The organism is Chloroflexia bacterium SDU3-3 (assembly GCA_009268125.1).
Lineage (GTDB): Bacteria > Chloroflexota > Chloroflexia > Chloroflexales > Roseiflexaceae > SDU3-3.
This window is the reverse complement of record WBOU01000023.1, coordinates 16,876-31,098: the sequence shown is the minus strand read 5'-3', so window position 1 is coordinate 31,098 and position 14,223 is coordinate 16,876. Positions and strand designations below refer to the sequence as shown.

15 protein-coding genes are annotated in these 14,223 nt (G+C 66.2%); 12 read left to right on the top strand and 3 right to left on the bottom strand.

Annotated elements, in window-relative coordinates:
- Positions 1-318 precede the first annotated feature (318 nt).
- Together F8S13_25475 and F8S13_25470 are read left to right on the top strand one after the other, a co-directional pair.
- A complete protein-coding gene (locus F8S13_25475) occupies positions 319-774 on the top strand; it encodes a GNAT family N-acetyltransferase (GenBank protein ID KAB8140078.1) in 456 nt (151 codons plus the stop codon).
- A gap of 4 nt (positions 775-778) precedes the next feature.
- Positions 779-1,354 (top strand): G/U mismatch-specific DNA glycosylase, encoded by a 576-nt coding sequence (locus tag F8S13_25470; GenBank protein ID KAB8140031.1) that lies wholly within the window; start codon positions 779-781, stop codon positions 1,352-1,354.
- Positions 1,355-1,358: 4 nt separating this feature from the next.
- Here the strand turns inward: F8S13_25470 and F8S13_25465 are convergent, their stop codons facing one another.
- On the bottom strand, positions 1,359-1,847 hold the full coding sequence (locus F8S13_25465) for a DUF2243 domain-containing protein (protein KAB8140030.1): 489 nt from the start codon (positions 1,845-1,847) through the stop codon (positions 1,359-1,361).
- Positions 1,848-1,911: 64 nt separating this feature from the next.
- Entirely contained in the window at positions 1,912-2,871 is a 960-nt protein-coding gene (locus tag F8S13_25460) for a TIGR03885 family FMN-dependent LLM class oxidoreductase (GenBank protein KAB8140029.1), read from the bottom strand.
- Between the two features lie 535 nt (positions 2,872-3,406).
- On the opposite strand from F8S13_25460, the gene F8S13_25455 reads away from it, so the two are divergent.
- On the top strand, positions 3,407-3,682 hold the full coding sequence (locus tag F8S13_25455; GenBank protein ID KAB8140028.1) for a stress-induced protein: 276 nt from the start codon (positions 3,407-3,409) through the stop codon (positions 3,680-3,682).
- Between the two features lie 138 nt (positions 3,683-3,820).
- Positions 3,821-4,246, top strand: a complete 426-nt coding sequence (locus F8S13_25450; GenBank protein KAB8140027.1) for a hypothetical protein — start codon at positions 3,821-3,823, stop codon at positions 4,244-4,246.
- 52 nt (positions 4,247-4,298) lie between these two features.
- On the opposite strand, the gene F8S13_25445 is transcribed toward F8S13_25450, so the two are convergent.
- A complete protein-coding gene (locus F8S13_25445; protein ID KAB8140026.1) occupies positions 4,299-5,885 on the bottom strand; it encodes a DUF3459 domain-containing protein in 1,587 nt (528 codons plus the stop codon).
- A 219-nt stretch (positions 5,886-6,104) separates the two neighbouring features.
- Between F8S13_25445 and F8S13_25440 the strand changes: the two genes are divergently transcribed.
- The 8 genes from F8S13_25440 (at position 6,105) to F8S13_25405 (ending at position 13,675) form a co-directional block, all read left to right on the top strand.
- Positions 6,105-6,431: a general stress protein gene (locus tag F8S13_25440; GenBank protein ID KAB8140025.1), complete on the top strand. Its 327-nt coding sequence runs from the start codon at positions 6,105-6,107 to the stop codon at positions 6,429-6,431.
- Between the two features lie 117 nt (positions 6,432-6,548).
- Entirely contained in the window at positions 6,549-7,016 is a 468-nt protein-coding gene (locus F8S13_25435) for a GNAT family N-acetyltransferase (GenBank protein KAB8140024.1), read from the top strand.
- A gap of 1,084 nt (positions 7,017-8,100) precedes the next feature.
- Positions 8,101-8,754, top strand: coding sequence for a hypothetical protein (locus tag F8S13_25430; GenBank protein KAB8140023.1), 654 nt, complete (start codon positions 8,101-8,103; stop codon positions 8,752-8,754).
- A gap of 630 nt (positions 8,755-9,384) precedes the next feature.
- Entirely contained in the window at positions 9,385-9,663 is a 279-nt protein-coding gene (locus F8S13_25425) for a hypothetical protein (protein ID KAB8140022.1), read from the top strand.
- 48 nt (positions 9,664-9,711) lie between these two features.
- Positions 9,712-9,930 (top strand): hypothetical protein, encoded by a 219-nt coding sequence (locus F8S13_25420; GenBank protein ID KAB8140021.1) that lies wholly within the window; start codon positions 9,712-9,714, stop codon positions 9,928-9,930.
- Positions 9,931-10,139: 209 nt separating this feature from the next.
- A complete protein-coding gene (locus tag F8S13_25415; protein KAB8140020.1) occupies positions 10,140-10,457 on the top strand; it encodes a hypothetical protein in 318 nt (105 codons plus the stop codon).
- 12 nt (positions 10,458-10,469) lie between these two features.
- Positions 10,470-10,925, top strand: a complete 456-nt coding sequence (locus tag F8S13_25410) for a hypothetical protein (GenBank protein KAB8140019.1) — start codon at positions 10,470-10,472, stop codon at positions 10,923-10,925.
- A gap of 1,010 nt (positions 10,926-11,935) precedes the next feature.
- Complete coding sequence (locus F8S13_25405) at positions 11,936-13,675, top strand: ATP-binding cassette domain-containing protein (protein ID KAB8140077.1); 1,740 nt, start codon at positions 11,936-11,938, stop codon at positions 13,673-13,675.
- Positions 13,676-14,223: the final 548 nt, after the last annotated feature.

The window sequence follows — 14,223 nt, the reverse complement described above, 5'->3', positions numbered from 1 at the left end:
AATACTTTGTGACATCTGTTGCAAATATCACAGCCCACATCCTACCGAAGGGATGTTATCGCACTATCATAGAACATTTAAAAACAGGTTAAGCGTTCTATTGGCCCATAGTCTACGCTTCTTCCCAGCACGGTATGCTGGGGAGCTCATCGTTCGCCTTCGTGGTATTCGTTCCTTTTCTCCCTTGGTGTCTTGGAGTCTTGGTGGTAAAAACACTGCCGGATCGAGAGCGCATAGGCCTTGCGCTTGGCCCACGCGCCGCCCAATCGGCCCCGACGGCCATGCTATAATGCGGCCATGCCAAATCCAGCCAGCCAGATCAGCATCCGCCCCGCTCGCCCCGAGGATGCCACGACGCTCAGCGCCATCGCCCTAGCGTCGAAGGCGCACTGGGGCTACGACGCGGCCTTCATGGCAGCCTGCGCGGCGGAGCTGGCCATATCCCCCGAGCAGATCGCCAGCCGCCCCACCTTCTGCCTGTGGGATGGCGATCTGCTCGCCGGGTTCGCCACGCTCGCACCCGCCGAGGGCGGCGAGGTGGAGCTCGATGCCCTGTTCCTCGCGCCCAGCCACATCGGCGCGGGGCTGGGGCGGCGGCTGTTCGAGCACGCCCGCAGCGCTGCCGCCGCGCTCGGCTACCGCACCATGATCATCCAGGCCGACCCGCACGCCGCGCCCTTCTATGAGCGCATGGGTGCGGCGCTGGTGGGCACACGGCCCTCGGCCAGCATCCCAGGCCGCACGCTGCCGCTGTTTCAGATCGCGCTCGCATAACACTATGGCAAAACGAAGCACGCCCCGCGCCCACGAGCTGCAGGCCGCAGCTGGCAAGGGCACCAGCGACATCATCCAGCCGCACCTGTGGGTGCTGTTCTGCGGCATCAACCCCGGCCTGTACTCGGCGATCACCGGCAACCACTTCGCGCGCCCCGGCAACCGCTTCTGGCCATCGCTGCACCGCTCGGGCTTCACCCCACGCCAGCTGCACCCATCCGAGGAGCACGAGCTGCTGGACTACGGCCTTGGTATCACCAACATCGCCGCGCGCACCACCGCCACTGCCGCCGAGCTGTCGCCCGCCGAGATCGTGGCGGGCGGTGAGGCGCTGCGGGCCAAGGTGGCGCAGTATCAGCCCCGCGCCCTGGCTGTGCTGGGCATCACGGCCTACCGCACTGCTTTCCAGCAGCCCAAGGCCCAGCTGGGCCGCCAGCCCCAGCCGCTAGGCGATACGCTGGTGTGGGTGCTGCCCAACCCCAGCGGCCTGAACGCCCACTACACGCCCGCAGCGCTGGCCGAGGTCTTCGGCCTGTTCCGCCAGGAGCTTACCGCGGCGATCGGCCCCTACCAGCCCTAGGCTGTCAGCTGGCAGGCACGCCGCGCCACAGCGCCCAGCCGCCCCCGAGCATCAGCGCACCCCAGATCAGGAACGCCACATCCCAGTACAGCCACTGCGCAGGCGGCGCGGTCTCATTCACATGGTGGATGCCGAGGATGTGGTGGTCAACCGCCCCCTCCACCAGGTTGAAGAGACCAAAGCCCATCAGCAGCGTGCCGCCCAACAGCCTCCCCGACCATGCGATATGGGCGCGCCGCGCAGCCCGCCATAGCAGCCCCAGGCCGATGATCACGAAGATGTAGGTCAGCATATGGAACAGACCATCCCATAGCATGTTGAACTTGAGGTTCGCCGCGCTGGTTGGCGGGTAGCCCGCGCTGCTCAGAAGATGGTGCAGCTGCAAGATTTGATGCAGCACAATCCCGTCGAAGAAGCCCCCGATGCCCATCCCTAGGAACAGGCCCGCCGCTGTGGGGAAGGGCACCGGGCGCATGGCCGCGCGATCGCTCATGGCTTTATCTCCAGCCCATGCGGGCCACCGCTATGGCTGGCTGCATAGGCCACCTCACCGCCAGTCAGTCGAACTCCGAAAGCACACGACCGCCAAATGCCTCGATGAACGCGCTCTGGTTTACGCCTACGTTGTGCAGGTAGATCGCATCAAACCCCAGCGCGATATCCTCCTCCAGCCAGGCGCAGTGCTGGGCCAGGTCGGGGGAGATGCGGATGGCCTCCCCCAGCAGCTCTGGCCGGGCCGTCGCGGCGAGCGCGTCGAAGTGCTCGGGCATGGGCAGCTCGGCCAGCACCGCGCTGGGGAACACATTGGTACGCCACTGCGCCTGGGCCGCCGCCTGGGCCTCGGCCATGGTGCTGGCGTAGGAGACATGCGCCTGGAGGTACATGGGCTTGCCCTCGCCGCCCCCGGCGCGGAAGGCATCTACCACCTTACGCAGCCGCTGCCTGGGCTGGCTCACGGTGATCAGCGCGTCGGCCCAGCCCCCGAGCCAGGCGGCAGTCTCCGGCGTGATTGCAGCGCCCACCAGCGGCGGCGGCTGGGCCGGGCGGGTGTAGAGCTGGGCGTCCACCACCGTCACCAGGCCACGGTGGGTCACATGGCCGCCAGCCCACAGCGCGCCCATGATCTCGGCGCACTCCTTCAGCCGCGCGTTCCGCTCGGGCTTGGGCGGCCAGGCCTCGCCGGTGATATGCTCGTTCAGAAGCTCGCCGCTGCCCACCGCCACCCAAAAGCGGCCAGGGAACATCTCGGCCAGGGTCGCCCCGGCCTGAGCCAGCACCGCCGGGTGATAGCGGTACCCGGGCGTGGTGACCACGCCCAAGGGCAGGCTGGTGGCCTGCAGGGCCGCGCCCAGCCACGACCACGCGAACCCCGACTGGCCCTGCCCGACGCTCCAGGGGTAGAAGTGATCCGAGCACATCGCGCGGGTGAACCCAGCCTGCTCGGCCTCCTGCACGTAGCGCAGCAGCTGGCTGGGCGCAAACTGCTCGTGCGATGCGTGAAAGCCAAAGGCGACCACGGCAGCTCCTTTCCTCTAGCGTATTGCCCTGCAGAAAAGACGGCTCCGGTGGCAGATCGGCCTACCACCGGAGAGACGGATAGCCCATCCTGCGCCAGGCAGGGGCTTTAGGGCGTGGTGGTGCCACCGGTGCCGCCACCCATGTCCGAGCCGGTGGCCGTGCTGCTCGCCCCGCCGCCCGTGCCGCTGCCGGAGTTGTTCGTACCGCTGCCACCGCCGCACGCGCTCAGCGCAAGCGCCAGGGCCAATGCTATCGTGCCAAAGAAGGTTGTCCGTTTCATCTTCATGCTCCTTATGATGCTGTGCGTGTAGCTCCGACCATGCTGAGCCACTGGGGCGCATCCCCGTGCAAGGAGCATGCCAGAGCATGGGCTAAATACATCCCTGCCACACGTATTTTCATCATGGGCAGATCAACCCGCCGCAAAATCGCTACCGGAAGGCCGCTAAAGGGCCGGCACTGGCACGGCCTCTGCAAAACTGCCTAGCGATTAGCCGACAATCCCGTCGGCACGATACACAGAGGAGCAGGATCATGGCGCAGAAGAATAACCAGAACAACGAGCGCGGCTTCGCAGCGATGGACGAGGAGAAGCAGCGCGAGATCGCCAGCAAGGGCGGCCAGGCCGCCCACGAGAGCGGCAACGCCCACGAGTTCACCAGCGAGGAGGCCCGCGAGGCCGGGCGCAAGGGCGGCCAGGCCCGCCAGCAGAACAGCGACGACGATCAGGAGCAGGGCGGCTCGACTCGCGGCGGCACCCGCGAGCAGCACCAGCAGGCCGGGCGGCAGAGCCACAAGAACGACCAGTAAACCCCGCAGCCTATAACCGCAGATGCCATCCGCGCAGGGGCCAACGGCGCTCTATGCGCCGGATGGCATCACTATGTAGCACCCGCCGCTTCAGCCCGATGCGCAGCCAACAGCCCGAACGGCGAGAGAGAGGATACCTTGAACCTGCGATTCTGTATCTACGGACTGCTCGGGTGGTGTATGGAGATCATCTGGACCGGCATCCCCCGCAAGCGCCCGATCGACTGGCGGCTCCCGGCGCAGACATCCTGGTGGATGTTCCCGATCTACGGGCTGATCGCCCCGCTGTACGAGCCTCTCCACCTGCGGCTGCTGGCCAAGCACTACCGCTGGTGGCAGCGCGGCCTGATCTACGCCCTCGGCATAATGGGCATGGAGACGATCACGGGGTGGCTCATCCAGCGGGCGACCGGGCACATCCCATGGGACTACCGCGACAAGACCCGCTGGCACTGGCGCGGGCTCACCCGCATCGACTACGCGCCGCTGTGGTTCGGCGTGGGCCTGGGGCTAGAGCCGCTGCACCGCTGGCTGGACAGCCAGGCCAGCGGCCAAACGCGCTAGACAACCTGCGCCGCCCGCCATGCCCGGCAGGCGGCGCAGCGGTGTTTCCACCCTACGCGCAGCTGATGATCAGGCCCTCGTCGCCGCGCAGGTGCACAATCTCCGCCACGGCGTCGCCCGCGCGGTCGAGCGCGGTAGAGAGCAGGATGCGCCCCGTGGTCCCACGCGGCAGCGCCAGGCTGGCGGGCAAGCCGCCCATGTTCAGCGCCACCAGCAGCCTGCCACGCTCGCCCACGCGCCAGTAGGCCAGCACCTGTTCGTCGCGCTGGGCCGTGGCGTAGGTGCCCTCCACCAGCGTCGGCTCCTGGCGGCGCAGCGCGATCAGGCTGCGGTAGAGCGCCAGCAGCGAGCCTGGGTCGCGGCGCTGGGCGGCCACATTGCGCGCCGCGTGGTCGCCCAGCGGCAGCCACGGGCGGCCCGTGGTGAACCCGGCATGCGGGCTATCATCCCACAGCATGGGCGTGCGCCCAGGGTCGCGGCCTAGGCCGGGCACCATGCGCTCAAACACATCCTGCGCCAGCTCCGGCGGGATGTCGGTGTTGGGCATGCCCAGCTCGTCGCCGTAGTAGATGGCCACCGTGCCGCGCATGGTCAGCAGCAGCATGGCGGCCACGCGGGCCTGGGCCTCGCCCACCCGGCTGGCGATGCGCGCGTTGTCGTGGGTGCTCAGCATCCAGTTGGGCCAGCCGCCCACCGGCAGCGCCCGCTCGTAGGCCTCGATCAGGCCAGCGATGGCCTCGGGCGTCCACACGGTCTGCGCGGTCAGCTGAAGGTTCAGCGGCAGGTGTAGCTCGGGCGCGTGCGCGCCGTAGTAGCGCGCCATCTCCTCGGGCGGCAGGTACAGCTCGCCCGCCAGCAGCCGATCGCTGTAGGCATCCATCACCCGCCGCAGCTGCGCGATCACCGCATGCACCTCGGGCAGGTTGCGCGTGTACACCGACTGCACGCGCTCATCGGGGTGCTGCCCTGGCGCGAACCCTGGGTTGGGCGGGTTGTCGCGCAGCTTATCATCTTTGAGCATATGCCAGATCGCATCCATGCGAAAGCCATCCACCCCGCGATCGAGCCAGAAGCGCATCGCGTCGGCCACAGCTGCCTGCACCGCCGGGTTGCGCCAGTTCAGATCGGGCTGCTCGGGCAAAAAGGCGTGGTAGTAGTACTGCTGCGCCACATGGTCCCAGGCCCACGCGCTGCCGCCAAACGAGCTGACCCAGTTGTTCGGCAGCCTGCCGCCCAGCCCGGCATCCTGCCACAGGTACCAGTCGCGGCGGGGCGAATCGCGCGAGGCCCGCGCCTGCTGAAACCACGGGTGCTGGTCGGATGTGTGGTTGGGCACAAAGTCAATGATCACCCGCATGCCGCGATCGTGGGCCTCGGCGATCAGCCGGTCTAGGTCATCCAGGCTGCCGTAGAGCGGGTTCACCGCCGTGTAGTCGGCCACATCGTAGCCGCCCTCGGCCATGGGCGAGGCGTAGATCGGCGAGATCCAGACCACATCCACGCCCAGCCACTGCAGATAGTCGAGCCGCGCGATCAAGCCCGGCAGGTCGCCGCTCCCATCGCCATCGCTATCCTGGAACGAGCGGACGATCAGCTCGTAGAAGACACCCTGCTGCCACCAGCATAACGGCGCGTGCATAGAGACCTCGCTATTCTGCATAGAGTTTGTCGCGCGAAGCTCTGCAAGTTCCATGCCGCTCCAGCCCGCCCTAATGCCAAGCAGGCGCGACCTTGCCAGAGCGCCCGCGCAAACTCGTCGCCGAGCGCCCGATTCTGGCCACATCCTGGCACGCCCGCTGCACCGTTTGGCGGCAGGTCGGCGACGCTGTCGGCCACGCACATTCAAAGGAGAGAGACCATGGCGCAGAAGAATAACCAGAACAACGAGCGCGGGTTCGCGGCGATGGACGAGGAGAAGCAGCGCGAGATCGCCAGCAAGGGCGGCCAGGCCGCCCACGAGCGCGGCACCGCCCACGAGTTCACCAGCGAGGAGGCCCGCGAGGCCGGGCGCAAGGGCGGCGAGGCCGTGAGCGAGGATCGCGAGCACATGGCCGAGATCGGGCGCAAGGGCGGCCAGGCCCGCCAGCAGGATAGCGACGAGGGCCAGGGCAACTCCTCGACCCGCGGCGGCAGCCGCGAGCAGCACCAGCAGGCCGGGCGGCAGAGCCACAAGAACGACGACTAAGCCCCTTCTGGGCAAAGCGAGGGGCCGGGCACATGCAGTGCCCGGCCCCTCGCTTTGCCGCTGGCCAATGCTGCGGTATCATAGCGCTGCATTCCGAGCTCATCCCAAGGAACCCACATGCCCACCAGCCCCTTCCACATCCGCCGAGCCATCCCCACCGATCTGCCCGCCGTCTACCGCTTCGAGCTAGCCTACATCCAGGAGATCGAGCCGCAGGCCGAGCCGCGCTGGCGCAGCGCCACCGCCGCGCTGCTGCGCCAGTGGACCGAGAACCTGCCGCGTATGTTCATCGCCGAGCGCCAGGGGCAGGCGGCGGGCCACTGCTTCTGGCAGGCCGAGGGCGGCACGGCCACGCTGGCCTCGCTGTATGTCGCGCCCGCGTGGCGGCGGCAGGGCCTGGGCGCGGCGCTGCTGGCCCAGTTCGAGCAGGACGCCGCCGCGCAGGGCTTCGCGCACCTGGCGCTGGGGGTCTACCACGGCAACCCGGCCCAGCGCACCTACGAGCGCGCGGGCTACCAGCCCGCCCACAGCGATGGCACATACGACTACTACGAGAAGCGGGCCGATGCCGAAAAGAGGGAATGAGGCATCGGAAATGGGGAATGCAGACCTCGTGCCCGCCTATGGCGATGCGCTCCGCACCGTGAGCATCGCATGCATCGGAGGTGTGATCGATGATGCCGATGCCTACGGCGTGGGCGGACACGAGGTCCGCCCCTACACCCGTTGTGCATCATTGCGGACATCGCCCCAGGCCCGATGCCGCAATGCGTGATCGTTGTCCACACCGCCCCACCCGGCCCATGCGGCGGATGTGGCACATCGTGAAAACCCGCGTGCCGATCATGCACAGCGCATCATCGCTTGCAAACCAGTCTGAAAAGAGGTATCACCCAACCTTACCCACCCGGCCCATGCGGCGAAGGTGCCGCTCACGTCTTGATGGCCATATGCACGAACACCAGCCGCTAGGTAACAGCACGGGAATGCTCAACATTGGGGGTTCCAAGGGGGCGATGCCCCCTGGTGGGGTTCCTAGGGGCTAGCCCCTAGGCGCCGCCCGCGCAGGGCATCCACCCACACCACCACCACCACCGCCATCGCTGATGGGAAACACCTCGAAAAAGTGACACCATGTGAGGGTGATGCCCCTCGATGTTTGCGCACATGTGATCATCCCCTTTGGGATGCGAAGAATCCTTGCTATCTGCCTAGCGACATGCTACTATTCCCCTGTCAGAAACAGCCGCCCCTCCTCCCCAACGGGGCCACGAGCAACTCCCACTCAATAGAGCCAGACGACCACGGTAGCGGGCCAGACGACCACGGTAGCGGGCCAGACGACCACGGTAGCGGGCCAGACGACCACGGTAGCGGGCCAGACGACCACGGTAGCGGGCCAGACGACCACGGTAGCGGGCCAGACGACCACGGTAGCGGGCCAGACGACCACGGTAGCGGGCCAGACGACCACGGTAGCGGGCCAGACGACCACGGTAGCGGGCCAGACAACCACGGTAGCGGGCCAGACGACCACGGTAGCGGGCCAGACAACCACGGTAGCGGGCCAGACAACCACGGTAGCGGGCCAGACGACCACGGTAGCGGGCCAGACGACCACGGTAGCGGGCCCAAAACGGCTATTGGCTATGATCAAAAGGAGCAACGCATGGCAACAATCCCCAGTCGCAATAGCATCCTCGGCTCCCTAGAGCGAGCGCGCATCCTCATCACCAATTCACAAGCGAACCCCACTATATCTGCGCTGCTGGCCCAGAACGGCTATGATGCCGCAGCCATGTCCATTGGTCAGGCACTCTACGATAAGGCATATGAGCTAACGCGCATCCAGCAGCGTGAGGTAAGCGAACAACGATCTGCCAGCACCGCAATAGAAACTGCTTGGGAACAGGCAAAATCGAGCTATATGCCCATCCTCGAACTCGCCCGCGTCGCATTAAAACACAGCAACACCGTTGCATCTCTTGATCTCTATGGGCGGCGCAAAGGTGCACTGCTTGCTTGGATAGAGCAGGCCAAACGCTTCTATGAGAATGTCGTACAGCAGCCCGATGATATGGCAAAACTAGCGAAGCTAAACATCACCCCCGAGCGCATCGCCGCCGCGCTGGCCGATGTGAATGCGCTCGCCGCCGCACACAACGCGCATCTCCAAGAGCAAAGCGACAATCAGAAGGCCACCGAGCTGCGCGATGCGGCCATCGACGAGCTGGATGACTGGGTGGAGGATTTTGTGCAGGTGGCCAAGGTGGCGCTGCGCGACGACCGCCAGCTGCTGGAGGCGCTGGGCATCCGGGCCTAGCGCGCCGGGGCATGTTTCTGACCAGCGCGGGCCTCGGCGGACCACCAGCCGAGGCCCACCTGCGCGCCGCACTTACCGCCATGGCACCGCAGCGGTCCCCCAGCCCATGCCATGAAGGCACCACACAGGGCAGCCCCGCCAACCACGATCTCCCGCAACGTGGTATACTAGCCGTAACCACTTGCTCTCCGCCCACCTAGCACGGGTTGCGTGCCCCCAAATCATCGCCTAGCGCCTGAGTCACCCTCAAGCGGTCTGCGAACTATGGACGAACTGGGTTCTATGCCTTGTCCTCGCATGATCGCCGCAGGCCATCGTACCCACCAGCATCATATGCTGCTCCCCATCCGCCGTGCACAGCGCTGCCGAGGGCAGATCCATGTCTTCTCGCGCACCTATAACGCCGTGCGCAGAAAGCGAAAGAGGTAGCCCCATGGGAGACAAATCACCCAAAGATAAGCACAAGAAATCGGCGCAGAAGCAGACCGAGGCCGCAGCGGCTGCGGAGAAAAAGCGGGCGATCGAGGCCGCGAAGCAGATCGCCCCGCCCAAAAAGTAGCGCCAGGGCTACCCCACCGCTTGCCGCTGATGGCAAGCGCCACCCACACCACGACCACCGGAGAACCCGTTATGATCAAGCATTCCGACATCCCCCAGCCATTTCTCGCAGCCTTTAGCCCAAGCTGGTCGTGGTGTAGCCATTGCCACCGCGCCTACCTGGCCGGCAGCGTGCGAACCGTCGCATCTCCATCGGGCAAGCGCCACGCCAAGCCGCACACCGTCCACATCTGCGCCTACCCCGACTGCGACGGCATCCTCCGGCGGATCGAGTGGCCCTGGTCGATCTACCGCTCGTGGCACCCTGATCAGCCTGCCACCCCCGAGCAAGACATCATCTACCCAGCATAGGCTGATGCCACGGCATAGTGCCACCTTCACAGGTGCTGAGGAGAGAGCATGTTTAAATCTACCAAGAGTGTCCACCGCGCAGGCCGGATCTATCGCTTTAGCATCAATGATATTGACTACGCCGCGTTTATCTGGCAGATGGGCGTGCAGTTCCGTGGCCGCGTCGAGGGCCACCCCGAGATAACGCAGACCACTGGCCGCACCGCGCTAGCCGTGCGCGATGAGCTGCAGAAGCTAATTGTGGCGCAAGAAAATACGGCTGACTAGCGACCGCGCTGCCCATCAACCACACGCGCACAGGGCGTGCGGTCGATGGGCACTGCAGATCCCCTCCGAGTGTTCGCCCCCTCCTAATATTCCCCGAGTTTCTCGCCCCCGCCGATCTCCGCACCATTTTGCCCATATGCGCACGTTCTTCCCCCGTACAGGGGCCTTTTTTGTGTAAGGTGGGATATTGCCACACAGAGGAGCATGGAATGAGCGAACAGCAGACCTACTTCCGTGATGCAGCGGTGGAGGCGGGCGGCCAGGTCTACACGTTCAGCGTGGCCGACGGGCAGGAGATCGAGGGGCGGGGCCACTACTGGCATGGGCCGGGCGAGCCATCAACATGGCTGGTGGTGGGGGTGTTTCTGGAGGCCCGCAGCCGCGTGGGCGACGCGGGCGCAGATGTGGCCTGCGAGCTGGCGGCGCAGGCGCTGGGGATCAGCGTGGACAAGCTGCGCCAGAGCATCGAGTGGCACGAGAACTACATGCGCTGGCACGACGGCGACTACGAGTACCGCATCCTGTAGCGCGGGGGGGCCATGCAGCACATTAGCACGCTGGGCCTCGGCCCGCAGCGGCGCGGCGCGCGCCAGTATCTCGATATCACCATCGACGGGCGGCGGCTGGCCGAGCTGCTGGTGCCGCCCGGCCAGCCGCCGCCGGGGCATATGGACTACATCGCGCCCTTCGGCTGGCCGGGCGAGGCCTGGGCATGGCTGGCCGCCGAGGCCGCCGCGCACCTGCTGCTGCAGCGCCCGCCCGAGCTGGAGAGCGGGCGGCGCGCGCTGCTGGTATGCCCCGAGTGCGCCCACCTGAGCTGCGGCGCGATCACCGCCGCTGTGGAGCGGCGGGGCGAACGCTATATCTGGCGCGCGTTCGATATCGAGTCGAGCTACCAGCCCTACGAGGGCGGGCCGGTGGCCTTCACCCACATGCCCGAGCTGGTGTTCGACGCCCAGCCCTACGAGCGGCTGCTGCGCCGCATGCTAGCCTAGCGCCTTGGTTTTTTGTGCGCCATCCACAAGCGCGTTGCTGCTTAGTTGGATGCCCTGCGCGGGCGGCGCACAGGGGCCAGCCCCTAGGAATCCCGCCAGGGGCGATGCCCCTCACATGGTGTCACTTTTTCGAGGTGTTTCCCATCAGCGATAGCGGTGATACGTGTTCGGTGGGTGGATGCCCTGCGCGGGCGGCGTCCGGGGGCCAGCCCCTAGGAACCCCGCCAGAGGTCGTGGCCCTCACATGGTGTCACTTTTTCGAGGTGTTTCCCATCAGCGATAGCGGTGATACGTGTTCGGTGGGTGGATGCCCTGCGCGGGCGGCGTCCGGGGGCCAGCCCCCGGAACCCCCGCCAGGGGCGATGCCCCTTGGAACCCCAATTTTGAGCGTTCCCGTGCCATCCCCCAGCCGCTGGTGTTCGTGCACATGGCCATCAAAACCCAAGCGGCACCTTCGCCGCATGGGCCAGGTGGATGAGATTCTCAATCTCACATGCGGTGCATAGCTTGGCACGCGTTCTTTCGTCATATACCGCATCGAGAAGCCCCGCACAAAAAAGTGACACCTGTTGAGGGCGATGCCCCTTAGAGCCGCAATTTTGAGCGTTCCCGTGCCATCCCCCAGCCGCTGGTGTTCGTGCATATGGCCAGTTTGCGCGAATAGCACCTTCGCCGCATGGGCCGGGTGGGTAGGGCTGGGCCTAGCGCTCTTTCTATGACTTTTTGTCCCCTTCGCGTCTTCACGTCTTCGTGGTACGTAGCGCTCACCTCTTTGTCCCCTTCGCATCTTCGCGTCTTCGTGGTAAATGCCCCCCTCACAAACCTTGAACTTTGCTCAAGGTCTTCTTGACATGGTCTTGAGAATTGGCCGCTATGCTGGGCACATCCCACCTGCGGATGGCGCGGATGGCCGAGACGAAAGCGAGACACCGATGGAGCGAACACTGATACGTATCCCGACCGCCGCGCCTGCAAACAGCGGCGCGAAGGCGCTGCCGCCGTGGCGCAGGATGCTGGCCATGCTGGGGCCGCAGCGCTGGCGGATCGCGCTGGCCCTGCTGGGGCTGCTGCTGACCAGCGGCGTGGGGCTGGCCTTCCCGCTGATGATCGGCCAGCAGATCGGGCAGGTGCTAGAGCAGGGCGACTACGGCCAGCTGAACAGCTTTGCGCTGGGGCTGGTGGGGCTGTTCGTGGTGATGGCGGCGGGCGGCTTCGTGCAGAGCTACGCGCTCGGCTCGATCGGCGAGCGCGTGGTCTACGACCTGCGCACCCAGCTCTACGGGCGGCTCACCACGCTGTCGCTCGACTTCTTCGGGCGGCACCGCACCGGCGAGCTGGTCTCGCGGCTCTCCAGCGATGTGACGCTGGTGCGCACGCTGGTGACGACCAGCGCCACCACGCTGCTAGGCCAGACCATCGGGCTGGTGGGCGCGCTGGCGATCGTGCTGGCCATGAACACCTCGCTGACGCTGTTCCTGCTGGGCATGCTGCCGGTGGTGGTGGGGCTGGCGCTGGTGATGGGCAAGCAGCTGGAGAAGCTGAGCGCAGGCGTGCAGGATGAGCTGGCCCGCGCCACCGTGACCGCCGAGGAGGGCATCTCGGGCATCCGCGTGGTGAAGAGCTTCGCCCGCGAGGGCTACGAGTACCAGCGCTTCGCCGCCGACCTGGCCAGCAACCTGCGCTCGGCCCTGCGGATGACGGCGCTGCGCGCGGGCTTTGGCAGCGGCATGATGCTGATCGGCTTCGGCTCGCTGGCCGCCGTGCTGTGGTTCGCAGGCAGGCAGGTGATCGACGGCAGCATGACCCTGCCGCTGCTCACCAGCTTCCTGATCTACGGCATCCAGATCGCCACCAGCTGCTTCGGCATCGCCCAGGTCTACGGCGAGGCCCAGCAGGCCTTCGGCGCGATGGGCCGCGTGTTCGAGCTGATCGACGAGCAGCCCACGGTGGTGGAGGCCCGGCACCCGGTGGAGCTTCCCGCGATCCGTGGCGGCATCAGCTTCCGGGGCGTATCGTTCGCCTACGCGGGCCAGGCCGCCGATGCCGAGGGCGAAGCGCCCGCCGTGCTGCGCGAGATCGAGCTGAGCATCGCGCCCGGCGAGATCGTGGCGCTGGTGGGCGCGAGCGGCGCGGGCAAGAGCACGCTGATGAACCTGATCCCGCGCTTCTACGACCCCACATCCGGCCAGGTGAAGATCGACGGCTACGACATCCGCGACGTGAGCGAGCAGAGCCTGCGCAGCCAGATCGGCCTGGTGCCGCAGGAGACCATGCTGTTCGGCGGCACGGTGCGCGAGAACATCCGCTACGGTCGGCTGGATGCCAGCGACACCGAGATCGAGGCGGCGGCGCGGGCGGCCAACGCCCACGAGTTCATCGTGGGGCTGCCGCAGGGCTACGACACGGTGGTGGGCGAGCGCGGCGCGCGCCTGAGCGGCGGCGAGCGCCAGCGCGTGGCGATCGCCCGCGCCATCCTGAAGAACCCGCGCATCCTGCTGCTGGATGAGGCCACCAGCGCGCTGGACAACCAGTCGGAGCAGCTGGTGCAGCAGGCGCTCGACCGACTGATGCGCGGGCGCACCACGGTGATGATCGCGCACCGGCTGAGCACGATCAGGGCGGCCAACCGGATCGTAGTGATGGAGCAGGGCCGCGTGGCCGAGCTGGGCACCCACGAGGAGCTGATGGCGCTGGGCGGGCGCTACGCGGCGCTCTACGCGCTGCAGTTCCGCGCCGAGGCGGTGGCGTAGGAGGACAACATGGTGTCATGGTTCGAGTGTCTCCGCGTCGGTTCGCGGTCGTCCCGACCGTAGGCAATGCTTGGAGCGTTGCCCGGTTGGGGTAACCGGCTGCAGCCTCAATGATGACGGTTCCGCTTGGTTGGTGGGTGGATGCCCTGCGCGGGCAGCGCCTAGGGGCCAGCCCCTAGGAACCCTGCGAGGGGGTGTAACCCCCTTCGATCCCCCAATTTGTAGCATTCCTATACCGAATGCAGGCTCCTGGTGTTCGTGCATATGGCCATCAAAACATGAATGGCACCTTCGCCGCATGGGATGGGTGGGCAGGTAGACCGCGATCTTAGTTTAGCGCAAATGATGTGCAGGGAGCGCTCTTGGATGATGTAATCCTTTGTATATGGCATGGCACGCCATTTGTGTGCTTTGTCGGATCCAGAAGCCCCGCTCATGAATATGACACTATATGAGGCGAGAACCGTTTACCACCAAGGCTCCAAGGAGCTGGGAAATGTAGAGCGCAGAGACGCGAAGAGGCTCGAAGACGAGCAACCCATATAGTT